We start from the raw sequence: 23,633 nt of genomic DNA on the forward strand, positions 1-23,633 counted from the left end.
CCTTCCTCACCTCAGACGATGATACCGAAGTTGGGCGCTATGGGTCGGTTGACGCGGGCGAGAAGATCGTCGGCGGAGGCGTCGAGCACCCAGGAGCTGAACTCGGCGAACGCCTCCTGCAGGTGCAGGCCCTCCAGGTAGCACGCGGACTGCGTGAGCTCCATGCGCGCCGGCGAGGGGGCCATCTCCACCCTGCGGCCGTCGCCGAAGCCCGTGACCGAGCAGAAGCCGAGCTCGGAGAAGACCGAGAGCCCCGAGGCGACCTCGCGGCCGTCGAGCGCGCAGCGCGCGTCGAGGGAGCGAGCGGCCGCGGCGATGCCGTCGTCGTCGAGCGAGACGGCTCCGGAGGCGCGCGAGAGCGACCCGAGCGCCCGGTAGAGCGCGACGAGGTCGGCGCGGGGAGGGGCCGCGGCCGCGAGGATGCGCTCGCCGGCGCGCACGTCGCGGCCGCCGAAGAGCAGGTGCACCGTCGCCGGCGCCCCGTCGCGGCCCGCGCGGCCGCTCATCTGGTTGAACTCGACCTGGCCGAGGGGCAGACCGAAGAGAACCACGTGGCGGATGCCGGGGAGGTTGACCCCCTCCCCGAAGGCGCTCGTCGAGACGATGCAGCTCAGCGCGTCGTCGCGGAAGGCCCGCTCGACGCGGGAGCGCACGCCGCGCGAGAGGCCCGCGTGGTAGAAGGCGAGGCGCGCGGCGAGCTCGGGGACGCGGTGGCGCAGCATCCTCACGAGGGAGACCGCCTGGTCGCGCGAGCTCACGTAGACCACGCACTTCTCGCCGGTCGCGACGATTGAGACGAGGGCGGCCTCGCGGTCCCGCAGGTCGCGGCAGTCGTCCAGGGAGAGGTTGTCGCGGCGCGTTGGGTCGCAGACCACGTCCTGGGGCGCGACGCCGAGCAGGTCGCAGATGCCGCGGGCGACCTCGGGGGCGGCGGTGGCCGTCACGGCGAGCGCAGGGGGACGCCCCAGGTCGGCGAGGACAGACGGAAGCTCCAGGTAGGCCGCGCGGGCGTGCGGCCCGGCAGAGCCCGCGTGGTGCGCCTCGTCGACAACGAGAAACCCCACGCGCCCGGACTCCGCGAAGCGCGTGCGGTGGATGGCGAGGAACTCCGGCGTGGTGAGGACGACGTCTGCCGTCCCGTCTGCGAGCGCCGAGAAGATCCTCGACCGCTCCGCGCCGGGCGTCTCGCCGGTCAGGACCTCGACGGAGAGCCCCAGGGGCGCGAGGGCCTCGCGCAGGTGGTAGGCCTGGTCGGCGACGAGGGCGCGCAGCGGGTAGACGAAGACGCTCGCACGCCCGCGCGCGATGGCCTCGCGGGCGGCGTGGAGGTGGAAGACGAGGGACTTGCCGCGCCCCGTGGCCATGACGGCCAGGCACGAGCGTCCGGCGGCGAGGCGCTCGAGCGCCGCGCGCTGCGCCTCAAGGAGCGGAGCGTCGCCGATCATCTGGCGTCGGAGGGCGTCGGTGAGCTCATCCCCGCCGAGCCGGGCGAGCTCGGAGCGGCGCGCGGCCTCGGGGGCGGGCGCGTCGGGGCGCCCGGGCGAGGGGCGAGAGGCGGCCTCGGCGTCTGCCGCGGCCAGGAGGTCGTCGGCGAGCGAGGGGGCGCCGTCGGCCCCCTCCCCCGTGCGCAGCACGAGGTCCTTGACCATGAGCTTGGGCTTGGTGCGGCCCTGCCAGGTCTCGTTCACCGCCTCGAAGACGACGTCGACGGCCCCCTCCCAGGCGCAGGCGCGCTCGGGGTCGGGGGCCCTGAACATGATGGCGGGAACCGAGCTCACCCCGTCGGTGGCAACGAAGCGCAGGTGGGCGCCGTCGGCGCCGACGAGGGCGCGGTTTCTCGTGGAGACGCCGGTGACCGCGAGCAGGGGGCGCTTGTTGCCCTGCCCGAAGGGCTGGAGGCCCTCGAGCTCGCTCACGGACTCCACCGTGATCTCCCCGAGCCGCACGACCGCGGCAATCTCACCCGTGTCCTCGAACTGCTCGTCCGGGAGCGTGGCGAGGGCGGCCGAGAGCCGCGCGCGGAACTCGTCGACCTTCTCCGCCTCGCACGTCACGCCCACCGCTCCGGCGTGCCCGCCGAAGCGCACGAGCACGTCGGCGCACTGCTCGACGGCGTGGAAGAGGTCGACGGAGCCGACCGAGCGCCCCGACCCGCGCGCGAGGCCGTCCTCGGTGACGCTGAAGACGATCGCGGGGACGTGGTAGCGGTTCACGAGGCGCGAGGCGACGATGCCCTTGACGCCCTCGTGCCAGCCCTCGCCCGCGACGACCACGGCACGGCCGCCGTCGTAGGTGAGCTCGGCCTGGGCGAGCGCGCGCTCGGCGAGGGCGGCCTCGGTCTCGCGGCGCTCGGTGTTGACGGCCTCGAGCCGGCCGGCGAGCTCGGCGGCCTCGGCGGGGTCATCGGTGAGCAGCAGGTCGAGCGCGACGTCGGTCGAGCCCATGCGCCCGGCCGCGTTCAGGCGCGGGATGAGCGAGAAGGGCAGGCCGTCGGCGGCCGCCTCGGCGAGGTCGACCCCCGCCGTGGCCGCGAGCGCCACGAGCCCGGGACGGGTGTGGTGCCGCATGCGCTCCACGCCCTCCGCGACGAGCGCGCGGTTCTCGCCCGCGAGCAGCATCATGTCCGAGAGGGTGCCGAGAGCTGCGACGTCAACGTAGTCGAGCCAGAGGTCGGGCATGCCGCGACGCCGGCCGAGCTCGCAGACGAGCTTGAGCGCCACCCCGGCGCCCGCGAGCTCACGCGAGGGGCAGTCGGGGTCGAGCTTGGGGTCGGTCACGGGAACGCCCTCGGGCACGAGGTCGGCCGGCTCGTGGTGGTCGGTCACCACCACGTCGACGCCGGACTCGGTGAGCCACGCGACCTCGCGCGCCGAGGCGATGCCGTTGTCGACGGTCACCACGAGGTCCGGCGAGCAGCCGCTCCGGACGCGGTCGAGCGCCTCGCGCGACAGCCCGTACCCCTCGCCGAAGCGCCGGGGGATGAAGGGGTGGACGTCGCCGCCGAGACGGCGCAGCGCGAGCGTGAGCAGGCAGGTCGAGGTCATCCCGTCCACGTCGAAGTCGCCGAAGACGGCGATGGTCTCATGCTCGTCGAGGGCGCGCCCCACGCGCTCGACCGCCTCGTCCATCCCGGGGATGACGAGCGGGTCCTCCCAGTCGCGCGCGAGCGACGGTGTGAGGAAGGCCCGCGCGTCCTCTGGGTCAGCATGCCCGCGGGCGACCAGGACCCGCGCCACGAGCGGCGCCACGCCGAGCTCGTCTGCAAGCCGGCGCTCGGCAGACCTGTCGGACGGCAGCACCGCCCAGCGGCGGCTCTCCAGGACGCCGGGCATCAGAGCTCGCCTCCGCCGGTCGGGTGTGCGGGTCGTGGGAGGCCGGCGCCCCGTGCGCCGGCCCGTGAGTCGGTGGTTCTCATGCGTGCCTCTTCGGGTGTGGGCGCCACGCGCCCCGTCTGTTTATCGGACACGATTATACGCCCGTGCCCGGACGGAACGCGGCCGGGGCTACCAGTCCCGGGCGGCCGGCGAGGCCATCCAGTCCTCGACGAAGGAGGCGTAGGTGCCCGCGGCCACCGCCTCGCGCACGCGGCGCATGAGGTCGAGCAGGTAGAAGATGTTGTGCTGCGAGATGAGGATCGAGCCGAGCATCTCCTTCTGCCGCACGAGGTGGTGCAGGTAGGCGCGCGAGAAGCCCCCGGTGCAGGTGGGGCAGGAGCACGCCGGGTCGAGCGGGCCGCGGTCGTGCGCGAAGCGCGCGTGGCGGAAGTTGAGGCGCCCCTCGCTCGAGAAGGCCGATCCCGTGCGCGCGGTGCGCGTGGGCAGCACGCAGTCGAACATGTCAACGCCGCAGGCCACGGCGCGCACGAGCGTGGTGGGGTTGCCCACGCCCATGAGGTAGCGGGGCTTCTCCGCCGGCATGTGCTCGGAGACGAGCGGCGCGAGCGTCTCGAACATCGTCTCGTGGTCCTCGCCCACCGAGTAGCCGCCGATGCCAAAGCCCGGGAAGTCGCCGACCTCGGTGAGGTGACGCAGGCTGCGCAGGCGCAGGTCGAGGTGCATGCCTCCCTGAACGATGCCAAAGAGCGCCTGGTCGGGACGGGTGTGCGCGGCATAGCAGCGCTCCGCCCAGCGGCTCGAGAGCTCCACCGAGCGCTCCACCTTGGACCTCGGCGCCGGGTAGCCCACGCACTGGTCGAGCTGCATCACGACGTCCGCGCCGAGCTTCTGCGCGATGGCCATGTTCTCCTCGGGCGTCCAGGAGACCCACTTTCCGTCGTAGTCCACGGCGCGGAAGCGCACGCCGTCGTCGGAGAGGCGGCAGAACTCCTCGTGGCTGAACACCTGGAAGCCGCCGGAGTCGGTGAGGATGGGGTGGTGCCAGCCCATGAAGTCGTGCAGGCCCCCCATCTCGGCCACGAGGTCGGCTCCGGGGCGCATGGAGAGATGGTAGGTGTTGGCGAGCACGATCTTGGCGCCGAGCGCCTCGAGCGAGGCGGGCGTGAGCCCCTTGACCGTGGCCTTGGTGCCCACGGGCATGAAGATGGGGGTCGGGACGTCGCCGTGCGGGGTGTGCAGGACGCCCGCGCGCGCGTGCGTGCCGGGGTCCTCGGCGAGGACGTCGTAGGTGAAGAGGCTCTGGTCCATGTGACTCCTTCGTGGTCTGCGTGCGGCCCGGCGAGAAGAACCCGCGTACCGCGGGCCAGACGCGCTCCCCGCGGCGCGGCCGGCCGCACAATTCCCGAATTGTGCGGCCCATCCCGGCCACTTGGGCGAGAAGTGCCGGGAAGAGGTTCTTCTCGCCTGCGAAATGACGTCGCGGGCGCCTGCGTCCGCGCACAGTCTGGGAATTGTGCGCGCCGGGGGCAAACGACGTCGCAACACCCCATCCTACACAAAAGGCCCGGCGCCGCGCGGGCGCCGGGCCAAACCGAGTCGGTCGTGCGGTGCCTCTGACTACTCGCCGAAGCCGGAGTCGATGAGGGAGATGAGGGCGTCGAGCGCCTCCTGCTCGTCAGCGCCGTCGCAGGCGACCTCGACCTTGGTGCCGGTGCCGAGGCCGGCGGCGAGGATCATCATGATGGACTTGGCGTTGACAGGGGCAGAGTCCTTGTCGACGTTCTTGATGGTGACGTTGCACTGGTACTTCTTGGCCTCGGTCACGAAGACGGACGCGGGGCGGGCGTGAAGGCCGGTGGCGTTGATGATGCTCGTCTGCTTAGAAACCATGTTGTGGACTCCCTTTCCAGATTTCCCAACAACCGGGGAACCTGTATTCCCCGAAAAACCGCCATCCATCCTATCAAACACGGCGTCGCTTGGCGCGCTCGTTCTCGGCAAGGATGCAAAGAAGGGGGATAAACGGAATGGCGCGCGGGCAAGCGGCCGCTTTTGGGGCACAATGAGGGGACCGGCGCGGAGGGCGCGCACGACGAGAGGAGACGCGATGGCTGACGAGCACGGCGAGCACGAGGACGTCCCCGCGGGCGACGCCGAGGCGCGGGGCGCGGCGGCCCTCGACGCTGCCCGCGGGGCGGCGCAGGGAGCGGCCTCGACGCTGAGAAGCGGGCTCGCGGCCGTGCGCGACGTTCACGCGGCGGCCCGGCGCCACTCCTCCGCCCGGGCGCGCCTGCGCGAGATGGCCGAGGCGCTCGAGGCCGACGAGGCCACGCTCGAGCGCCGCGAGCAGGTCAGCGCCGACTACGACGACATCGTCGCCGAGCAGGGGCGCGTCGTCGCCGAGGCGCGCGCCGAGCTCGAGCGCCAGCAGGCGACCGTGGAGCGGCTCGAGGCGCAGGCCGCCGAGCTCGAGGGTCACCTCGCGCAGCTTCGCGAGGACCACGAGCAGGAGCTGCGCCCCTACCGCCGCATCGCCGAGACCGCGCGCGGGCGCGCCGAGGAGGCGAGCCGTGGCGTGGGCGAGGCCAAGCGCGCCGTGCGCAACGCCGAGGGCCAGGTCAAGGACGCCACCGAGCGGCGCGAGCAGGCCATCTCCTCCGCGATGCGCGCGGTCGACTCCTCGCAGGCCCGCCTCAGGAAGGTCCAGGACGAGCTCGCGCGCGAGCGGGAGGGCCGCGCGGACGCGAAGGCACTGCGGCAGCTCGCCGACGAGGTGACGACCGAGCTCGCGCACGTCGAGTCCGCGCGCGCCGAGGTCAGCGTAGTCACGCGGGACGCGCAGGCCGCCGTCGACGCGGCGCAGACGCACCTCTGGACCCAGAAGCAGTCCCTGGAGGGCGCCCAGCGCGAGGCCGACGCGGCCAAGCGGGAGCACGAGGAGCGCAAGCGCGAGTACGAGGAGCTCCACGCCCGGGCGCAGGCAGCGGAGCGGGAGCTCGAGGAGCGCATAGAGCGCGCGCGGCACGGGGCGGACGACGCCAAGGAGGCGCACGACCAGGCGGCGGAGCGCCACGACGAGGCGCAGGCCCTGATCGACGAGGCGCGCGAGGTGCGCGCGACGCCCGACCAGACCGAGCGCCTGCGCGCGAGCGTCGCCGAGCAGCGCGCCGCCCTCGAAGGGCAGCGCGGCGTGGTGGACGAGCTGGCGGAGGGCGAGCGCAGCCTGCGCACGCGCACGCGCGGCAGCCGCCTGGCGCTCGCCGCCGCGGCGCTGGCGGTCGTGGCCGCCATCGCGCTCGTGGTGTTTCTCGCCACGCGCTAGACGTCCGCCGGGCGGGCCGCCGGCGCACGGCAGGCGACGGCACGAACCTACACGATGAGCATGGCGTCCCCGAAGCTGAGGAAGCGATAGCGCTCCTCGATCGCCGCGGCGTAGGCGTCCATGATCTGCTCTCGGGTGGCAAAGGCCGAGACGAGCATCATGAGCGTGGAGCGCGGCACGTGGAAGTTGGTGATCATGGCGTCCACCACGTGGAAGTCCGAGCCGGGCATGAGGTAGAGGTTGGTGGTCGCGTTCTCGCGCGCCACGATGTCGCCGCTGCCCGCGGCGCCCTCGAAGCGCAGCGCGGACACGGGCGGCTCGCTCGGCGCGGCGCCCTCCTCCCACGCGCTCTCCAGCGAGCGCACCGACGTGGTGCCCACGGCGATCACGCGGTGCCCTGCCGCCTTGGTGGCGTGCACGGCGTCCACGACCCGCTGGCTCACGTGGTAGCGCTCGGTGTGCATGACGTGCTCGGTGGGGTCGTCCTCGGTCACGAGGCGGAAGGTGTCGATGCCCACCTCGAGCTCGACGGTCTCCCAGCGGATGCCCTTCTCGCGGATGCGTCCGATGAGCTCCGGCGTAAAGTGAAGGCCGGCCGTGGGCGCGGCGGCGGAGTGCTCCTCGTCCATGGCGTAGACGGTCTGGTACTTCTCGGGGTCGCCCTCGTAGCTGGTGATGTAGGGCGGCAGCGGCACGTGCCCGGCGGCGTGGATGGCCTCGTCGAGCGTGCGCGGGGCGCCAAGCACGCCCTCCCCCACCGGCGAGAAGCGCACGAGGCGCCCGCCGCGGTTGCCCTCGACGAAGTCGACGATCTCGCCGGTGAGCACCACGGGCGCCGACTCCGGCGCGTGCAGCCCGCCGGCGCGGTACTCGATGACGATGCCCGGCTGGCGCAGGCGCTTGCCGGGGTTGACCAGGCACTCCCACACGCCGCCGAGCGGGTCCACGTCCTCGCGGCGGCGCAGCAGCAGCGTCTCGCACACGCCCCCGGTGCCGCGCTTGCGGCCCACGAGGCGCGCCGGCATGACGCGCGTCTGGTTGGCCACGACGAGGTCGCCCGGCTCCAGGTACTCCACGACGTCCGTGAAGCGGCGGTGCTCCACGCGACCGTCCTCGCGATGCAGCACGAGCAGGCGGCAGGAGTCGCGCGGCTCGGCCGGCGCCTGCGCGATCAGCTCGTCGGGCAGCGGGTAGTCAAAGTCGTCGGTGCGCATGGGGTTCCTCTCGTCGGCGTGTCGGCGCATAACGATAGCACGCGCGCCGCGGGGAGGCCCGCCCCGCCGGACGGGCGCGGCGCCCCGGGCTCTTCTCGCCCGGCCTAGTGCCACATCCCCTTGCGCTTGAAGATCCAGGCGGCCACGAGGCACGCGACGGCGGCCACCGCGATCGGGAACGCCCAGTTGTCGAAGAAGGGGACCCCGTCGAAGGGCAGGTCGACGTTCATGCCGTAGAAGCCGAAGACGATGTTGGGGATCGCCATGACGATCGTGATGACGGAGAGGACCTTCATCACGATGTTGAGGTTGTTGGAGATGATGCTCGCGAAGGCGTCCATCGTGCCCGAGAGCGTGTTCGAGTAGATGTTGGCCATCTCGATGGCCTGGTGGATCTCGACGAGGACGTCCTCGAGCAGGTCCTGGTCCTCCTCGTAGAGCGGGATGATGCGACCCTGCATGATCTTGTTGAGCGTCACCTCGTCGGACTTGAGCGACGTGGAGAAGTAGACGAGCGACTTCTCGAGGTTGAGCATCTGGATGAGCTCCTCGTTTCTGACCGACGCGTGGAGCTTGGCCTCGGTGTTGGACGAGAGGCGGTCAATGCGCCGCAGGTAGACGAGGTAGAGCTGCGAGATGTGCAGGAGCATCTGCAGCAGGAATCGCGTGCGGTATCGCGTGTCGACGCCGCGCACGCGACCGCCGGCGAGGTCCGACACCACCGGGTTCTCCTGGATGCTGATGGTCACGAACATGCTCTTCTCGGGCAAAAAGATCATTGTGAGCGGCATCGTGTCGTAGGCGAGCGCCAGAGAGCTGCGGCTCGTCGAGACGTCGGCCTCGTCGGCGACGGTCGGGTAGTCAACGATCACGAAGATCTGCCGCTCGTCCTCGTCGTAGTCGATGCGTGAGGTCTCCTCCTCGTCGAGCGCCGAGCGCACGAACTCGCCCAGCACGCCGACCTCGGACTCGAGGCGCCGGAGCTCGTCCTCGGTGGGGGCCACGACATTGACCCAGCAGCCCGGACACGGCGCGTCCACTCTCTCCATGGTTCCGTTGGTCCCGGTCAGCAGGCACTCGATCATGTTTCCACCGTCCTCTGCGCGTCTCGCGGCCTCAGATGCGTCATCACGTTATCGCAAGGGGGACGCGCCGCGACGCGGAAAGTCGCCGGACTTGTCAAATCCTTACACGGGCCTCTGCCCTCGTGCGCTTTCGCTCGTCGCGCGCGGCGTGGCGCTCGATGGCGGCCTCGGCTGCGGAGAAGCGGCAGCCGCAGTAGTTCTGCCGGTACATGCCCAGCTCGCGCGACTCGCGCGTGGCCTCGGCGTAGTGCGGGCGGAAGTCGCGCCACACCGGCGTGAGGCCGTTTGCGGACGCGAGCGCGCGCAGGGTCTCGCCGCACGCGTCGAAGAGCTGGTAGGGGGACACGGCAAGCGTCGTGGAGATGTGCGTGAAGCCCAGCTCGCGCGCCACGCGGCACGACTCGGACAGGCGCAGCGCGTAGCAGGCCCGGCAGCGCCGCTCGCGGTCGAAGCCGGCCGGGGCGACCGCGCGCTCCCAGGCGGCGCGGTCGTCGCCCGCCACGACCACGTCGACGTGGGCGACGTTTGCGGCCCAGTCGCGCAGCGTGCTCAGGCGCCGCTCCCACTCGGAGGCGGGCTGTATGTTGGGGTTGGTCCAGCAGATGGTGGGCTCAAAGCCCTCGGCACGCAACAGGCGCACCGGCTCGAGCGAGCACGGGCCGCAGCACGCGTGGAGGAGCAGCGAAATCATGGCCCTCAGACTCCGTTTCGGGCGCCCCTCGCGGCTCCGGGGCCGGCCGAGGCGGTTGTCAGTGGTTTTTTGAAGACACCCCAAGTATAGGGCCGCAGACTGGCGAGAAAGGCGCAGGTCAGAAAATGCCATAAGGGAGGTGATACTTATGGAGACCGAGAAAAAACGCTGACAACCGGATTGCGGGCGCACGGGTGGGCCGCAGGGGACGCCGGGCGGCCTAGTCTCGCGGCGCGGACGTGCCGCGGAGCAGCTCGACCCCGCTCTCGGTGTCGCGCACGTGGGTGCATCCCGGCGTGCGCAGGATCTCACGTGCCATGAGGAGGTCGCCGGCGCAGCCCGAGAGGTGCAGCACGGCGAGAAGAACCGCGAGCGTGGGCATCCCCGCCGCGGCCGCGGCCGCGGCGAGCGCCGCCGTCACCACCACCGCAGGGGCCGCGAGCACCGCCACCATCCGCCCGCGCGTGGTGAGCGCGCCGTCCGTGCGCGTGTAGAGGAAGGCGTCCTTGGCCCCGAAGCTGACCTTGCAGCCGGGGCAGAGCAGCGCGAAGGCCGCCCCGTGCACGAGCTCGTGAACGGGCAGCGCCACGATCGAGGCCACGACCACGGCGATCCACCACGGCGCCGTCATGAGCGCGCCGCCGTCCATCCCCGTGAGCAGGGCCGTCACCGCCGAGACGAGCACGCCCACGGCAAGCGTCGTCTGCGACCAGCGCGTCACGCGCAGCTGCGTGGCCTCGTCCCCCAGCACGTCTATGTCGGCGATCTTCTCCACAGCCACATAGTAGCGCACACGGCCAGGCCCAAAAGTGCGAGAATAGGACGGTTGGAACCGTCACGAAGGAGCGTCCATGCCCTCAACCGAGAACCGCCCCCAGTTCCCCAGGCGCGCCGTCATCACCGGCGGCATGCCGTACGGCAACAAGAACCTGCACTTCGGCCACATCGGCGGCGTCTTCGTGCCCGCGGACTTCTTCGCGCGCTTCCTGCGCGACCGCATCGGACCCGAGAACGTGATCTTCGTCTCCGGCACAGACTGCTACGGCTCGCCCATCGCCGAGGGCTACCGCAAGCGCGTCGAGGCGGGCTACGAGGGCACGATCGAGGACTACGTGCGCGCCAACCACGACGCGCAGAAGGCCGCGCTCGACGCCTACGGCATCTCGCTCGACCTCTTTGCGGGCTCGGGGCTGCCGCCGGCGAAGGACGTCCACGCGCGCCTGTCCACCGAGCTCATCGGCCGCCTGCACGAGCGGGGCTACCTGCACAGGCGCACCACGCGCCAGTTCTACGACGTGGAGGCCGGCACCTTCCTCAACGGCCGCCAGGTGGTCGGGCGCTGCCCGGTGCGCGGCTGCAAGTCCGAGAAGGCCTACGCCGACGAGTGCGACCTCGGCCACCAGTTTGACCCCGAGGAGCTCATCGCGCCCGTCTCGCAGCTCACCGGCACCACGCCCGAGCTGCGCCCGGTCGACAACTGGTACTTCGACCTGCCGGCGTTCCGCGACGAGCTCGAGCGGCTCATGGACGAGTGGGACGCCGACCCGCAGGTGCGCGCCGTGGTCACCAAGACCGTGCGCGAGAGCCTGGTGGACCCGGTCATCTACGTCCAGACCAAGTTCCGCGAGGCCTACGACGCCGTGGCGGACAGGCTGCCCGCGCACACCCTGACGGAGGCCGAGGGCGGCCAGCAGTCCTTCTCGCTCACGTTTGCCGGGTGGGAGGAGCGCGACGCCGCGCGCGAGGTGCTCGAGGCCGGCGGCGTGCGCTTCCGCACGGGCAAGTGCCTGCTGCCGCTGCGCATCACCGGCAACATCGAGTGGGGCGTGCCCGCGCCCGAGCTCGACGGCGCGGGCGGCCTCACCGTGTGGGTGTGGCCGGAGAGCCTGTGGGCGCCCATCAGCTTTACGCAGACGGTGCTCGCCGGCGCCGAGGAGGGCCGCTACTCCTCCGCGGACTGGCACGACTGGTGGTGCAGCGAGGACGCGCGCGTCTACCAGTTCATCGGCCAGGACAACATCTACTTCTACTGCGTGGCGCAGCCGGCCATGTGGGAGGCCCTCGGCTGGGGCCTCACCCAGGACGTGCCGGTTGCCAACTACCACATCCTGTTCATGAACAAGAAGGCCTCGAGCTCCGGCAAGATCGCGCCGCCGATGGCCGCCGAGCTGCTGGACCACTACACCCCCGAGCAGCTGCGCGCGCACTGGCTGAGTCTGGGCCTCGACCAGAAGGCCGTGAGCTTCAACCCCAAGGCCTTCGACACGTCCGTCTCCCACAAGGACAAGGCGACCGGCGAGGACGTCCTCACGCGCGACGACCCGCGCGTGGTGGACCCCGCGCTCAAGGAGTCGGCCTTTCTGACCAACATCTTCAACCGCCTGGCGCGCTCGTGCTTCTACGGCGCGGCCAACGTCTGCGAGGGGCACCTGCCCGCGGTGGCGCCGAGCGAGCAGGCCGTGGAGGCCGCGCGCGAGGCCACGCTCGCCTTCGAGCGGCGCGCCTACGAGTTCGACGCGCACGGCGCGCTCGGGGTGGCCGAGGAGTTTGCCCGCGCGGCCAACAAGCGCTGGGACGAGGCGAGCAAGGCCGCGCGCGGTGACGACGCCGCCTACGAGGCAGCGCTGGCCGACGCCTTCGTGGCGCTGCGTACGACGGCGCTGCTCATGCACCCGGCCGTGCCGGCGGGATGCGAGAGGATCTGCGAGCACATGGGCTTCTCGCCGCGCGAGTTCTTTGACTGGGAGCACGCGCTCGAGGGCCCGCTCGAACTGGCCGCGGCGCGCGGGGAGACGCCCGAGGCCCACGCGATCGTACCGCTGCCGCCGCGCTTCGACTTCTTCGAGAAGCACCCGTCGCAGGTGAAGGGCAGGTAGGCGCCCCCGTCCCGCACTCGACGACCGTAGGAGCAAGGCGACGTTTTTCTCGGTGGAAACGTCGCTTTGCTCCTACGCCCGGCTTCTGTAGGAGCAAAGCGACACTCTGAGCTCTAGAGGTGTCGGCAGGCGCCTACGCTTTGGCGAGAAGGACCACGCGCCCCAACAGGAAGGACCTCACATGTCCGTCGCTCCCCCGCCCGTGCACGTGCCGCGCCCCTACGCGCTGCCCGCGACCCCGCTCGCCGCGCGCGTGGAATGCCCCATGCCCGACGGCGCCTCCATCGTGGCCTGGACCTACGCGCCGGCCGGCGTGATAGACGCGCCGGGCACGCCGTATGGGCTGGACCTCGCGGTGCCGCCGGTGCTCATGCTGCACGGTAACGGCGAGGAGCACGGCATCTTTGGCCCGGTGATCGACGCGGTGTGCGCGAGCGGGCGCGCCGTCGTCGCGGTGGACTCGCGCGCGCAGGGGGCGAGCACCCGCGGCACGGCGATGCCGCTCACCTACGAGCTCATGGCCGCCGACGCCGTCGAGGTGTGCTCGCGGCTCGGCGTGCCGCAGGTCCACGTGCTGGGCTTCTCCGACGGAGGCATCCTGGGCCTGCTGCTCGCGCGGGACTGGGGCGCGCACGTGCTCAGCCTCACCGCGCTCGGCGCCAACCTCACGCCGGCGGGCCTGCCCAGGGAGGACACGGACTGGATGGCCTACGCCGCGGCCGAGAACCGCCGCTGGGCCGCAGAGGGCGTCGAGGGGGCGACGCTCGAGGACGGCACGCCGGTGCCGAGCCCGGCCGATGCGGCCCAGATCGCGGAGCTCCTGCAGCTCATGGTGGAGAACCCGCAGATAGACGCCGCGTCGCTCGCGGGCGTGAGCTGTCCGGTGACCGTGATGGTCGGCGAGTACGACGAGATCCTGCCCGAGGAGACCGACCGCATCGTGGCGGCCATCCCCGGCGCGGTCAAGGTGGTGGAGCCCGGCATCGACCACAACCTGCCCAAGATGGCCCCGGCCGCCGTGGCGCGCGAGCTTCTGGCCTGCGTGGCGAGAAACGACGTGCGTCACCCGGCGCGCGCGGCGGAGCTGCCGGAGGGGCTTGCCGTCTGCCGCATCCCGGTGGAGGGTCTCTGGGCCGAGCGCCTTGACGCGCTGTACGAGCGCGTGGTGGCCGAGCCCGGGACCTCCGGATGGGTGCGCGACGTCTGGCCGCCCACGGGCATGGCGCGCGAGCTGCTCGCCTCCGGCGCCTACTGGGGCGTCTTCGAGGCGGGTGCCGTGAGCGGGGGTGTCCCGCGCGAGGACGCGGCGCTCCTGGGCGCGGTGGCGGTGAACCACGACGCGGACATGGGCGACGGCAGCGCGGGCGGACACGGCTCGGGCCTCGGCGCACCAAGCTGGGAGGCGCTGGGCGAGAAGGACGTGGCGGGCTGGCACCTGCTCGCCGCCGACCCCGCGACGCGCGGGCGCGGCGTGGCCGACGCGCTTCTCGCCGCCGGCGTGCGCGCGAGCCGCGAGCTTGGCGCCCGCGTGGCGCGCCTCAACACCAACGTGGCCAACGTCCCCGGAAACTGCCTCTACGCGAGCCGCGGCTTCACGCGCCACCGGCCGGTGTGGCTCCCCTACCCGGGGTTGCCACTGCCCGGCTGGTCAAACCTGTGGGAGCTTGAGGTCTAGGGGCGCGGCGGACGTGACGTGCCGATTGCGGACGTCTTGCACCCGTTCTTCTCGCCTGAGAAGAACGGGCACGTCGGTGATCAGGACGCCGCCAGGGTGCGGCGCGCCAGCGTGAGCGCCGACTGGCCGCGGACGAGCATGTCGTGGTCCCAGTCGACGTTTTGCCACGTGTTTTCGCTCGGCAGCTCAATCCACGTGCCGTCGGAGAAGTCGTCAAGCGTGGCCGACTTGGTGATGAAGGAGCTCCGCGCGTCAACGGTCCCGTCATCACCCACCACCTCAAGAACCACGGCCCACCAGGTGGCACCGTTGCTCTCACCGATCTCCACGCGCGCCCCGCGATCGAAGGTCCCAAACACGCCCAGGGCGCTCAGCTGGTCCTCGGTAAGCACCTCACAGGTCATTGTGGCCATGACATCCTCGTCGGAGAGTATGGGACCGTCTTGCTCCTGCTCGCCCGTGCCCGTCTCCTCCGAGGAGGTACTGTCCTCGACAACCGGCTGGTCGGAGTTGCCGTCCGACGGCGTGCCCAACGAGTCTCCGGGCGTGCACCCAACCAGCGCAAGCGACGCGCAAACAGCAACGCAGAGGTACCTGAGTTTGGCGTTCATGGTGACTCCCTTCGACTCCCCCGAGGCCGGCGCCCGCAGACAGGATGCTGGGTGCGCCGGCGCCCTTTGGCCTATTTTAAGCGATGCGAGCCGCGGGGCGCTGTCAAAGGCATCAGAATCGCAGGCAAAAAAACAATGGACCCAGCTGACTCGTAAAGCTAGAGTTCATCTTGATCGAGAGGTGTTCCCCGTAGGGACGGAGGAGCCATGCCAGGAGTGCGGCGCCCATGATGGGACCCGGGACGATCGCGACGCCGGGAGGAATGTCGGTGACGGGGTCGCTGGGGGGCATGGTCGTCCTGGCCATTTTTGTCGGGCTTCCGGCCTACGGCCTTCCCTTCGCCCTTCTCTGCGTTCCGTGGACCCTCGCGCGCCGGCGGGAGGGAGACTGGGACGCCGTCCGCGCCGCGCTCAGGTCCGCCACGCTGAGCGTGCCGGTCAGCGTGGCGCTCTGCGTTCCCCTGACCATCCTCTCAAGCTACACCGGCAGCCCCCTCATGCGTGGGGTCGCGCTCGCCTGCCCGCTCGTCGCGGCGGCCGCCCTGTGCTCCTCGCTCGTGTTCAGGTGGGGGCTGCGCACGCCGGAGGCGCTCGCGTCGGCCGCCGGGAAGCCGTCGCCCAGGCCGGACGTGCGGTCGCTTGCGCTCTTCTCGCTGTCGATCTGGACGATTCCCCTCGTGCTTGGACTCGTCGCGGCGATGCGGGCGTAGGCGTCCTTCTCGCCCCCTGCGCGGCGGCCGCCGGCACCCTCCGCGCTGCGAGAAGGGCCGCTTCTGCACCAAACCCCTTCGGATTGGGTGGCATCCTTGATGTCCCGCGCCCCCTTCTGTCCCAAAACGCACCCAACTGGGCGGGTTTTCTGGCAGGGACGGCCCCGGCGCATCAAGGATGCCACCCAATCGCGCGCCGACCGTGACAGAAGCGCCGTTCGGGGATGCGCGCCGACCGTGGCGGAAGCGCCGTTCGGGGATGCGCGCCGACCGTGGCGGAAGCGCCGTTCCGGAAAGCGCGCCGACCGTGACAGAAGCGCCGTTCCGGAAAGCGCGTCGACCGTGGCGGCAACGGCACCCAAAGCGGCGTCGGGGGCGGAGGCAGCTCCGGCGGCGAGAAGGACCCGCGACCCGCGCCCGCCCCGCGCACCCTAAGCCGCGGGCGGGAAGGTCACGGTGATCGTGGTGCCCTTGCCGACCTCGCTCTCGAGCTTGATGTCGGCGCCGTGGTAGGCGGCCGAGTGCTTGACGATGGCAAGCCCCAGGCCCGTCCCGCCCATGTCGCGGCTGCGCCCCTTGTCCACGCGGTAGAAGCGCTCGAAGACCTTGGCCTGGGCCTCCTCGGGGATGCCGATGCCGGTGTCGCTCACGCGCACGCTCGGGCGTCCCTCGGCCGGCAGCACCCAGACGAACACCCTGCCGCCCGGGCGGTTGTAGCGGATCGCGTTGTCCACGAGGTTGCTCACGAGCTCGTCGAGCAGCCGCGGGTTGCCCACGATCTGCATCGAGACGCCGCGCACCGTGACCGTCACGTCTGAGCGCTCCGCCTTCTCGGAGAGGCGCTCCACGGCGTCGCGCGCCACGCTCAGGAGGTCGACCGGCTCGGCCGAGTCGAAGAGCTCGCGGTTGCCGGCGCGCTCGGACTCGTCGAGCTTGGAGAGGGTCAGGATGTCGCTCACGAGCGAGGAGAGGCGGCGCGCGTCGTCGTAGATGCGCCCGGCGAACTCCGGCACGTCCCTCTTCTTTGCGATGCCGTCGCGGATGAGCTCCGCCGCACCCTGGATGGAGGCGATCGGCGTCTTGAGCTCGTGGGTCACGTTGGCCGTGAACTCGCGGCGCAGGTCGGCCGCGTCCTGGATCTCGCTCATGCGGTGCATGAGCTCCTCGTGCTGCTCGTTGAGGCGCCGCACGAGCGGGTCGAGCTCCTCGTAGGGCGCCTCGCCGTCGCCCGAGGACGGGTCGATGGCCAGGATCGGCCGCACGAAGCGCCGGGAGAGCCAGTGCGAGACGAGCCAGCTCACGCCGACCAGCAGCGCCGCGAGCACAACGAGCAGCGCCAGGTCCTGGAAGAGGAACGCGAGCACGCCCGCGCGGTCGACCGAGAGGCGCATGACCTGCCCCGAGTCGAGCCGGACGGCCTCGTAGAGGCTCATGTAGCCCACCGTGTCGCTCGAGCGCTCCGAGGACCCCGCCCCCGACTCGAGCGCGGAGCTCACCTCGGGGCGGTCGGCGTGGTTGGGCATCTCGGACGGGTCGCTCTCGGAGTCGTAGGTGACGGTCCCGTCGGGGTCGATGAGCGTGGCGCGGATGTCGCCGAGGTCGAGCGTGGCGAGAACCGCCTCGTCGTCGTCGGAGGCGTCGAGCAGCGAAGCGAGCGTCCGGCACTCCCCCGCCAGCTGCTCGTGCTCGTCGGACAGGAAGGCCGACTGGTATATGAGGGAGGCCGCCGCGGTAACCGCGACGGCCACGGTGGCGCACGCAACGACGAGCGCCACGAACATCCTGTGAGAGAGCGACCCCTTGCCCCCGGGCTGCCTGACCATCGAGCCTCCTAGCTCCTGTCTAGCCGCGGACGCGATACCCCACGCCGCGGACGGTCTCAATCAGGTCGGACGTCTTCCCGAGCTTGGCACGGATCTGCTGGACGTGCACGTCCACGGTGCGCGAGCCGCCGTCGAAGTCCCAGCCCCACACGCGCTGGAGCAGGGTCTCGCGCGAGAAGACCACGCCCGGCGAGCGCATGAGGAACTCGAGGAGGTCGAACTCGCGCATCGTGAGCTGGACCTCGTTGCCGCCCACGGTGACCTCGCGGCGGTCGGGCCACAGGGTCACGTCGCCCGAGACGAGCGCCACGGGCTTCTCGGCGCTCGGCTGCTCCCTGCCCGCGCGGCGCAGCAGCGCCCGCGTGCGGCTCACGACCTCCATCATGCCGAAGGGCTTGGAGAGGTAGTCGTCGGCGCCGGAGTCGAGCGCGCGCACGGTGTCGAGCTCGGTGTCCTTGGCCGTGAGCATCATGACGGGGACGCTCGAGAGGCCGGGCGTGCGCCTGATGCGCGCCAGGATCTCGAGCCCGTCCGCGTCCGGGAGCATGATGTCGAGAAGGACCGCGTCAGGCGTGCGCTCGGCGCAGGCGCGGCGGAACTCGGCGTCGTCGGCGCAGCCGCGCGCCTCGATGCCGCCCTGCCCGAGCGCGTAGACCGTGAGCTCGCGGATGTTCTTGTCGTCCTCGACGTAGTAGACCAACGCTTCTCGCCCCGTCCCTATGCCTGCGTCTTCTCTTCCGGAATGGCCTGGCTCGCCTTCTCGGCCACGACGTGCTCTCCCGTCACGCGGAACAGCGCCCACGCGGCCACGCGCTTGGCGAGGTCGCCGATGCGCTCGAAGTACTTGGCGACCATGAGCAGCTCGGGCAGGTAGCGCGCGGAGGACTTGCCGTCGCGGATGAGGGCGACGAGCTTGCCCTCCACCTCATCATAGAGGGTGTTGATGCGGTTGTCCTCCTCGACGACGCGCTGGGCCGCCTCGACGTCCTGACCGCTGAAGGCGGCGCCGGCCTGCTCGACCATGCGCGCGGCGCACTCGGACATCTCGTTGAACTCGGCCTCGAGCTTCTTGGCGGCCTTGGCCGGGATCTCCTCGACGAGGAAGACGATGTCGCGCGTCATCGAGTCGATGTGCGTGAGGTCGGAGACGATGCGGAAGGCGCCCGAGACGAAGCGGAGGTCCTCGCCGATGAGCGGCTGCTGGAGCAGCATGACGTCGAGGCAGTTCTCCTCGATGGCGTTGCGCAGGCGGTCCTCGGTCTTGCGGCCCGCCATGACGCCCTCGGCGGCGCCCTTGTCGCCCGTGGCGGCGAGGCCGGCGGCGCGGATGTCGGAGGCCGCCTTCTCGGTGAGGCGATCGAGGTAGCCCTGGATGTCCTCGAGCTGCTTGACGAACTTGGTGCGGGTGCTGATGACCATTAGCTGAACCTCCCTGAGAGATATTCCTGGGTTCGCTTCTCGCGCGGGTTGGCGAAGAACTCGCGGGTGGGCCCGCTCTCGACGAGCTCGCCCAGGTAGAAGAATACCGTCTTGTCGGCCACGCGTGCGGCCTGCTGCATGTTGTGCGTCACGACGACCACGGTGTGGTCCTCGGACAGCTCGCTCATGAGCTCCTCGACCATGCTCGTGGAGATCGGGTCGAGCGCCGAGGTGGGCTCGTCCATGAGCAGGACCGCCGGGTCGGTGGCGAGGGCGCGCGCGATGCACAGGCGCTGCTGCTGGCCGCCCGAGAGCCCAAGTCCGCTCTGGTCGAGCTTGTCCTTGACCTCGTCCCAGAGCGCGGCGCGCGTGAGGCAGCGCTCGACGATCTCGTCGGCCTCGGAGCGCGAGAGGCGCCCCATGCGCCTGGGCCCGTAGAGGATGTTCTCGCGGATGCTCATCGGGAACGGGTTGGGGTGCTGGAAGACCATGCCCACGTAGACGCGCAGGGCGTTGGCGTCCATCTGGAAGATGTCGGTCCCCTTGAACTCGATGGTGCCCTCGGTGCGCACCGACTCCACGAAGTCGCACATGCGGTTGAACGTGCGCAGCAGCGTGGACTTGCCGCAGCCGGACGGGCCGATGAAGGCCGTGGCGCGGTTCTTCGGAATCTCCAGGCTGATGTTCTTGAGGGCCTGGAAGTCCCCGTACCAGAGGTTGAAGTCGCGGATGGAGAGCTCGGTCTCGGCGCCCGCCAGGTCGCGCGCGGCCCCCTCGATGATGTCTGTGTCCATGTTGCCCCCCATTAGCCGAAGCGGCCGGTCAGGTAGTCGACCAGGCGCTGGTCGTGCGGGTCCGAGAAGATCTGCTGGGTGGTGCCCGTCTCGACCATGTCGCCCACGTAGAAGAAGGCGGTGCGGTCGGAGACGCGCGTGGCCTGCTCCATGTTGTGCGTGACGATGATCTCGCAGATGCCGGAGGAGGCGATGTCGCGAATCGTCTCCTCGATGGCGAAGGTGGAGATCGGGTCGAGCGCGGAGCACGGCTCGTCGAAGAGCACCACGTCGGGCTTCATCGCGAGCGTGCGCGCGATGCACAGGCGCTGCTGCTGGCCGCCCGAGAGCGCGTGGGCGCTCTGCTTGAGCTTGTCCTTGACCTCGTCCCACAGCGCCGCTTGGCGAAGCGACGTCTCCACGAGCTCGTCCTCCTCGGCGCGCGTGCGCACGCGGCCGTGCTTCTTGGGCGCGAACAGGATGTTCTCGCGGATGGACTTGCGGAAGGGCGTGGGCTGCTGGAAGACCATGCCGATGGACTTGCGCAGCTCGAAGAGGTTCTCCTTGGGCGTGTTGATGTCGTGGCCGTGGTAGAAGATCTGGCCGCCGACCGAGCACCGGGGAATCTCGCGGTTCATGAGGTTGAGGCAGCGCAGGAACGTGGACTTGCCGCAGCCCGAGGGGCCGATGAGGGCGGTGACCTGGCCGGCCTCGAAGGTGAGGCTCGTCTTGTGCAGGGCCTCGTGCGTGAGGTCGTAGGTGACCGTCACGTCGCGCGTGGTGAGAAGCGAGCCGGCGCCTCCGGCCGTCGCCTGGGTGGTGGTGTCGGTCATTCGGCGGTCAGCCTCCTCGAGAGGAACTTGCCGAGCAGACGGGCAAGCACGTTGAACAGGAGCACGCAGACGAGAAGCACGGTGGCGGTGCCCCAGACGATCTCCGTGGAGCCCTCGGTGGGCTCGGAGGTGAGTCGCCAGATGTAGACGGCCAGCGAGCACGCGGGGCGGAAGATGTTGAAGGGGTTGGTGGGGCTCAGGAGGTTGAGCGAGCCGAAGTTGAGGCGCGCCGGGGCGGAGCCCGCGGTGAAGATCAGCGCCGCCGCCTCGCCGAAGACGCGGCCGGCCGAGAGCACGATGCCGGTGACGATGGCCGGCATGGCGGCGGGGAGAAGGACGTTGATCGTGGTCTCCCAGCGCGTGAGGCCCATGGCGAGCGCCGCGTCGCGCTGGCTGCGCGGGACGTCCTCGAGCGCCTGCTGGATGGTGCGGACGAGGATGGGGATGTTGAACATCGTGAGGGCGCAGGCGCCGGCGATGATCGAGATGCCCCAGCCGAGCGTCACCACGAAGAAGAGCGAGCCGAACATGCCGACGACGATCGAGGGCAGCGAGGACAGCGTCTCGATGGCGGTCTTGGCCGCGGAGGTGACCCAGTTGTCCGGTGCGTACTCGACGAGGAAGATGGCCGCGCCGAGCGAGATGGGCACCGAGATGACGAGGGTGACGAGCAGCAGGTAGAACGAGTCCCACAGCTGGTAGAGGATGCCGGCGGCGACGTCGTCGTTGTAGGGGTTGGTGAGGAACCCCGGGGTGAGGGCGCGACCGGCGCCGCGGACGATGATGTAGGCGATGATGGCCACGACGAGCAGGATCACGAGGCCCACGATGACGGTGAGGACGCCCGTGGCGATCTTGTCCTGCCGGTTGATGCGGCTGACGTGCGCGTCGAGGTTGAGCTGGGAGTCCCTCTCGCTAGCCATTGGCCTTCGCCCCCTTCCGGCCGATGAGGTGGATGATCAGGATAAAGACGAGCGACATGGCGAGCAGCAGCAGGCCGAGCGACCAGAGGGCGTGGTAGTAGACCGAGCCGGAGGTCGCGTTGGAGAGGCCGGCCGTGAGGGCCGCCGTGAGGGTGGACGCCGGGTCGAGAAGGCCGGTGGGCATCGAGCGCTCCACGCCGCCGATGACCATCTGGACGGCGAGCGTCTCGCCGAAGGCGCGGGTCATGCCCAGGATGACCGCCGTCATGAGGGAGGGCAGCGCGCTCTTGAGCACGACGTGCCACACCGTCTGCCAGCGCGTGCATCCCAGGGCGTAGGAGCCCTCGCGGTACTGGTTGGGCACCGCGCGCAGCGCGTCCATGGAGAGCGTGGTGATGGTGGGCAAGATCATGATGGCGAGCACGATGGCGCCCGAGAGGATGCCGGCGCCGGTGGGCGCCGCGTCTCCGAAGATCGCCTTGACGAGCGAGTTCACCACGTAGAGGCCGAGGACGCCGTAGACGACCGAGGGGATGCCAACGAGCAGCTCGATGACGGGCTGGAAGACGCGGCGGCCGAAGGTCGGGGCGACCTCCACGACAAAGATCGCGGAGCCGATGGCGACGGGCAGGGCAAAGAGGGTCGAGAGCAAGGTGACCGCGAAGGAGCCCACGATCATGGGCAGGGCGCCGTAGCGCTCCTGCTCGGGAATCCAGTTCTGGCCGAAGAAGAAGTCGATCGGGTTGATGCCGTCAACGAAGAAGGTCGTGAGGCCCTGCTGGGCCACCATGAAGATCAGCGTGACGACGACGAGCGCCACGAGCGCGACGCAGAAGCCCGTGATCGACAGGCCGATGTTCTCGAGCCTCCGCTTGGGCATGAGGTTTGCCATGGAGGAGCCTTTCTCGTCAGGTCAGGGAAGCGGCGGCGCCCCCGTGTGGGATGCGCCGCCGCAGGGAAGGTGATCTAGGTCCTAGGCAGCGGTGATGTTGCCGTCGGCGTCCTTCTTGACCTGCATGTCGCCCATCGGGATGAAGCCCTGCTCCACCACGGTGGCGGCGAAGTCGTCGGAGAGCATGAACTCGATGAAGGCCTGGGTCAGCGGAGCGGTGTCCTCGGACTCGTCCTCGCGGGTGTACATGTGCTCGTAGGCCCAGATGGTGAAGTCGCCGGACTCGACGTTGGCCTGCGTGGGCTCCACGCCGTCGACGGTGAGGGCCTTGATGCCGTCGCCCTCCATGTAGTTGAAGGCGACGTAGGAGATGGAGCCGTCCGTCGCGGCGACCTGCTCGACGACGGTGCCCGAGGAGTCGACCTCGGCGACCGGGCGGAAGCTGTCCGGAGCGGTCTCGCCGCCGAGGACGGCGGCCTCGAAGGTGGCGCGGGTGCCCGAGCCGGCCTCGCGCTGGATGACCTGGATGGTGCCGGCGGTGCCGCCGACCTCGGACCAGTCGGTGATCTCGCCCAGGAAGATGCCCTTGAGCTGGTCGAGGGTGAGGTCGTCGACGTCGACGCCCGCGTTCACGATCGGGCCCATGCCCACGATGCAGACCTGGTTGTCGACGAGGCCCTCGCACTGGGACGCCTCGAGCTTCTCCTCGGCGTAGACGTCGGAGCGGCCGATCTGCACGGAGCCGTCGGCGATCTGGGAGAGGCCCTGGCCGGAGCCACCGGCGGAGATGGCGATGGAGGTCTCGGGGTTGGCCTCCATGAAGGCGTCGGCGGCAGCCTCGACGAGCGGCTGGAAGGAGGTGGCGCCAGAGCAGGAGATGGAGCCCATGAGGGTGGAGGAGCCGTCCCCGCCGTTGTCGCTGGCGGAGGAGTCGTTGCCGGTGCTGCCGCAGCCGGCGAGGCCGAGGCCGGCGACCGCCGCGGCGGCGCCCATGACGCTCACGAACTGACGACGAGAGAGATCAAACTTGGACATGCGAATCCTTTCCCGTGGATTGCCGGCCTCGGGAGGCACCGGCGTTTCGGCATGAATCCTAGGCGCGTCGGAGGCGTGAGACACCCTTGTTTCGCATGCATTACGGGAGCATGACAGCGGCTTACATCGGCCTTACAAAGCAGCTTACATTTCCCCTTACTTTGTAAGGTCGCAGGTAGATTACTGTGTTTTGAGGCACGTCGGGCAGCGTGGGAGGTCACGCAGGGCCGCGTGTCGCGGGTTCTTCTCGCCGCGCGCTCCCCAGCCGGGGCCTCCGCCAGCCAAATGTTACGGCTCTGCGCAAATTAGCAAGGTACCTTGAAATCTTGCCAACCCGGTCGCAAAATGGGCGGGTTGCATTATGTGAAAGGAGCCGTATGACACAGAAGAAACCAGACGAAGGCAAGAGGGGGGGC

At 70.4% G+C, this 23,633-nt stretch carries 20 protein-coding genes; 4 read left to right on the forward strand and 16 right to left on the reverse strand.

The window, feature by feature from the left end; genetic code table 11:
- Positions 1–11 precede the first annotated feature (11 nt).
- The 3 genes from recJ to B5F23_RS01610 all read right to left on the reverse strand — a co-directional run bounded on the left by recJ (position 12) and on the right by B5F23_RS01610 (position 5,225).
- Complete coding sequence (recJ, locus tag B5F23_RS01600; protein ID WP_087350856.1) at positions 12–3,332, reverse strand: single-stranded-DNA-specific exonuclease RecJ; 3,321 nt, start codon at positions 3,330–3,332, stop codon at positions 12–14.
- 171 nt (positions 3,333–3,503) lie between these two features.
- Positions 3,504–4,643 (reverse strand): tRNA guanosine(34) transglycosylase Tgt, encoded by a 1,140-nt coding sequence (gene tgt, locus B5F23_RS01605; protein ID WP_087350859.1) that lies wholly within the window; start codon positions 4,641–4,643, stop codon positions 3,504–3,506.
- Positions 4,644–4,952: 309 nt separating this feature from the next.
- Entirely contained in the window at positions 4,953–5,225 is a 273-nt protein-coding gene (locus B5F23_RS01610) for an HPr family phosphocarrier protein (protein ID WP_087350862.1), read from the reverse strand.
- A gap of 217 nt (positions 5,226–5,442) precedes the next feature.
- Between B5F23_RS01610 and B5F23_RS01615 the strand changes: the two genes are divergently transcribed.
- Complete coding sequence (locus tag B5F23_RS01615; protein WP_087350865.1) at positions 5,443–6,657, forward strand: hypothetical protein; 1,215 nt, start codon at positions 5,443–5,445, stop codon at positions 6,655–6,657.
- Positions 6,658–6,704: 47 nt separating this feature from the next.
- Here B5F23_RS01615 and queA read toward each other — a convergent pair whose 3' ends face one another.
- The 4 genes from queA to B5F23_RS01635 form a co-directional block, all read right to left on the reverse strand.
- A complete protein-coding gene (gene queA / locus B5F23_RS01620; protein WP_087350868.1) occupies positions 6,705–7,871 on the reverse strand; it encodes a tRNA preQ1(34) S-adenosylmethionine ribosyltransferase-isomerase QueA in 1,167 nt (388 codons plus the stop codon).
- A gap of 104 nt (positions 7,872–7,975) precedes the next feature.
- Positions 7,976–8,956 (reverse strand): magnesium transporter CorA family protein, encoded by a 981-nt coding sequence (locus B5F23_RS01625; protein WP_087350871.1) that lies wholly within the window; start codon positions 8,954–8,956, stop codon positions 7,976–7,978.
- Between the two features lie 94 nt (positions 8,957–9,050).
- On the reverse strand, positions 9,051–9,647 hold the full coding sequence (locus B5F23_RS01630) for an epoxyqueuosine reductase QueH (protein ID WP_087350874.1): 597 nt from the start codon (positions 9,645–9,647) through the stop codon (positions 9,051–9,053).
- 220 nt (positions 9,648–9,867) lie between these two features.
- Complete coding sequence (locus B5F23_RS01635) at positions 9,868–10,428, reverse strand: metalloprotease family protein (protein WP_143786333.1); 561 nt, start codon at positions 10,426–10,428, stop codon at positions 9,868–9,870.
- Positions 10,429–10,498: 70 nt separating this feature from the next.
- On the opposite strand from B5F23_RS01635, the gene B5F23_RS01640 reads away from it, so the two are divergent.
- Together B5F23_RS01640 and B5F23_RS09655 are read left to right on the forward strand one after the other, a co-directional pair.
- On the forward strand, positions 10,499–12,523 hold the full coding sequence (locus B5F23_RS01640; RefSeq protein ID WP_087350878.1) for a class I tRNA ligase family protein: 2,025 nt from the start codon (positions 10,499–10,501) through the stop codon (positions 12,521–12,523).
- Positions 12,524–12,704: 181 nt separating this feature from the next.
- Positions 12,705–14,198, forward strand: a complete 1,494-nt coding sequence (locus B5F23_RS09655) for an alpha/beta fold hydrolase (RefSeq protein WP_158096092.1) — start codon at positions 12,705–12,707, stop codon at positions 14,196–14,198.
- 80 nt (positions 14,199–14,278) lie between these two features.
- Here the strand turns inward: B5F23_RS09655 and B5F23_RS01650 are convergent, their stop codons facing one another.
- Entirely contained in the window at positions 14,279–14,809 is a 531-nt protein-coding gene (locus tag B5F23_RS01650; RefSeq protein ID WP_087350880.1) for a DUF3558 domain-containing protein, read from the reverse strand.
- 227 nt (positions 14,810–15,036) lie between these two features.
- Between B5F23_RS01650 and B5F23_RS01660 the strand changes: the two genes are divergently transcribed.
- A complete protein-coding gene (locus B5F23_RS01660) occupies positions 15,037–15,519 on the forward strand; it encodes a hypothetical protein (protein WP_143786334.1) in 483 nt (160 codons plus the stop codon).
- A 431-nt stretch (positions 15,520–15,950) separates the two neighbouring features.
- Here B5F23_RS01660 and B5F23_RS01665 read toward each other — a convergent pair whose 3' ends face one another.
- From B5F23_RS01665 to B5F23_RS01700, 8 genes are all read right to left on the reverse strand, one after another.
- On the reverse strand, positions 15,951–17,342 hold the full coding sequence (locus B5F23_RS01665; protein ID WP_087350886.1) for a sensor histidine kinase: 1,392 nt from the start codon (positions 17,340–17,342) through the stop codon (positions 15,951–15,953).
- Between the two features lie 19 nt (positions 17,343–17,361).
- Positions 17,362–18,042, reverse strand: coding sequence for a response regulator transcription factor (locus tag B5F23_RS01670; RefSeq protein ID WP_087350888.1), 681 nt, complete (start codon positions 18,040–18,042; stop codon positions 17,362–17,364).
- Positions 18,043–18,059: 17 nt separating this feature from the next.
- Positions 18,060–18,761 carry a phosphate signaling complex PhoU family protein gene (locus B5F23_RS01675; protein ID WP_087350891.1) on the reverse strand — a complete coding sequence of 234 codons (702 nt, stop codon included), beginning with the start codon at positions 18,759–18,761 and terminating at the stop codon, positions 18,060–18,062.
- Positions 18,761–19,555, reverse strand: a complete 795-nt coding sequence (gene pstB / locus B5F23_RS01680; RefSeq protein ID WP_087350894.1) for a phosphate ABC transporter ATP-binding protein PstB — start codon at positions 19,553–19,555, stop codon at positions 18,761–18,763. The genes B5F23_RS01675 and pstB overlap by 1 nt, the downstream gene beginning before the upstream one ends.
- A gap of 11 nt (positions 19,556–19,566) precedes the next feature.
- Entirely contained in the window at positions 19,567–20,367 is an 801-nt protein-coding gene (locus B5F23_RS01685) for a phosphate ABC transporter ATP-binding protein (protein ID WP_087350897.1), read from the reverse strand.
- Entirely contained in the window at positions 20,364–21,290 is a 927-nt protein-coding gene (gene pstA / locus B5F23_RS01690; protein ID WP_087350899.1) for a phosphate ABC transporter permease PstA, read from the reverse strand. Before pstA ends, B5F23_RS01685 begins: the two co-directional genes overlap by 4 nt.
- Positions 21,283–22,182 (reverse strand): phosphate ABC transporter permease subunit PstC, encoded by a 900-nt coding sequence (pstC, locus tag B5F23_RS01695; RefSeq protein ID WP_087350902.1) that lies wholly within the window; start codon positions 22,180–22,182, stop codon positions 21,283–21,285. The genes pstA and pstC overlap by 8 nt, the downstream gene beginning before the upstream one ends.
- Positions 22,183–22,263: 81 nt before the next feature.
- Positions 22,264–23,217 carry a phosphate ABC transporter substrate-binding protein gene (locus B5F23_RS01700; RefSeq protein ID WP_087350905.1) on the reverse strand — a complete coding sequence of 318 codons (954 nt, stop codon included), beginning with the start codon at positions 23,215–23,217 and terminating at the stop codon, positions 22,264–22,266.
- Between the last annotated feature and the right edge of the window lie 416 nt (positions 23,218–23,633).

The organism is Olsenella sp. An188 (assembly GCF_002160255.1).
Lineage (GTDB): Bacteria > Actinomycetota > Coriobacteriia > Coriobacteriales > Atopobiaceae > Thermophilibacter > Thermophilibacter avistercoris.

Bases quoted from the DNA above. Each gene is read 5' to 3' on its own strand.
- pstB (WP_087350894.1), bottom strand. From the start codon at position 19,555: ATGGACACAGACATCATCGAGGGGGCCGCGCGCGACCTGGCGGGCGCC.
- B5F23_RS01610 (WP_087350862.1), bottom strand. From the start codon at position 5,225: ATGGTTTCTAAGCAGACGAGCATCATCAACGCCACCGGCCTTCACGCC.
- tgt (WP_087350859.1), bottom strand. From the start codon at position 4,643: ATGGACCAGAGCCTCTTCACCTACGACGTCCTCGCCGAGGACCCCGGC.
- recJ (WP_087350856.1), bottom strand. From the start codon at position 3,332: ATGCCCGGCGTCCTGGAGAGCCGCCGCTGGGCGGTGCTGCCGTCCGAC.
- B5F23_RS01700 (WP_087350905.1), bottom strand. From the start codon at position 23,217: ATGTCCAAGTTTGATCTCTCTCGTCGTCAGTTCGTGAGCGTCATGGGC.
- B5F23_RS01675 (WP_087350891.1), bottom strand. From the start codon at position 18,761: ATGGTCATCAGCACCCGCACCAAGTTCGTCAAGCAGCTCGAGGACATC.
- pstC (WP_087350902.1), bottom strand. From the start codon at position 22,182: ATGGCAAACCTCATGCCCAAGCGGAGGCTCGAGAACATCGGCCTGTCG.
- B5F23_RS01615 (WP_087350865.1), top strand. From the start codon at position 5,443: ATGGCTGACGAGCACGGCGAGCACGAGGACGTCCCCGCGGGCGACGCC.
- B5F23_RS01650 (WP_087350880.1), bottom strand. From the start codon at position 14,809: ATGAACGCCAAACTCAGGTACCTCTGCGTTGCTGTTTGCGCGTCGCTT.
- B5F23_RS01640 (WP_087350878.1), top strand. From the start codon at position 10,499: ATGCCCTCAACCGAGAACCGCCCCCAGTTCCCCAGGCGCGCCGTCATC.
- B5F23_RS01630 (WP_087350874.1), bottom strand. From the start codon at position 9,647: ATGATTTCGCTGCTCCTCCACGCGTGCTGCGGCCCGTGCTCGCTCGAG.
- B5F23_RS01665 (WP_087350886.1), bottom strand. From the start codon at position 17,342: ATGGTCAGGCAGCCCGGGGGCAAGGGGTCGCTCTCTCACAGGATGTTC.
- queA (WP_087350868.1), bottom strand. From the start codon at position 7,871: ATGCGCACCGACGACTTTGACTACCCGCTGCCCGACGAGCTGATCGCG.
- pstA (WP_087350899.1), bottom strand. From the start codon at position 21,290: ATGGCTAGCGAGAGGGACTCCCAGCTCAACCTCGACGCGCACGTCAGC.
- B5F23_RS09655 (WP_158096092.1), top strand. From the start codon at position 12,705: ATGTCCGTCGCTCCCCCGCCCGTGCACGTGCCGCGCCCCTACGCGCTG.
- B5F23_RS01685 (WP_087350897.1), bottom strand. From the start codon at position 20,367: ATGACCGACACCACCACCCAGGCGACGGCCGGAGGCGCCGGCTCGCTT.
- B5F23_RS01660 (WP_143786334.1), top strand. From the start codon at position 15,037: ATGATGGGACCCGGGACGATCGCGACGCCGGGAGGAATGTCGGTGACG.
- B5F23_RS01625 (WP_087350871.1), bottom strand. From the start codon at position 8,956: ATGATCGAGTGCCTGCTGACCGGGACCAACGGAACCATGGAGAGAGTG.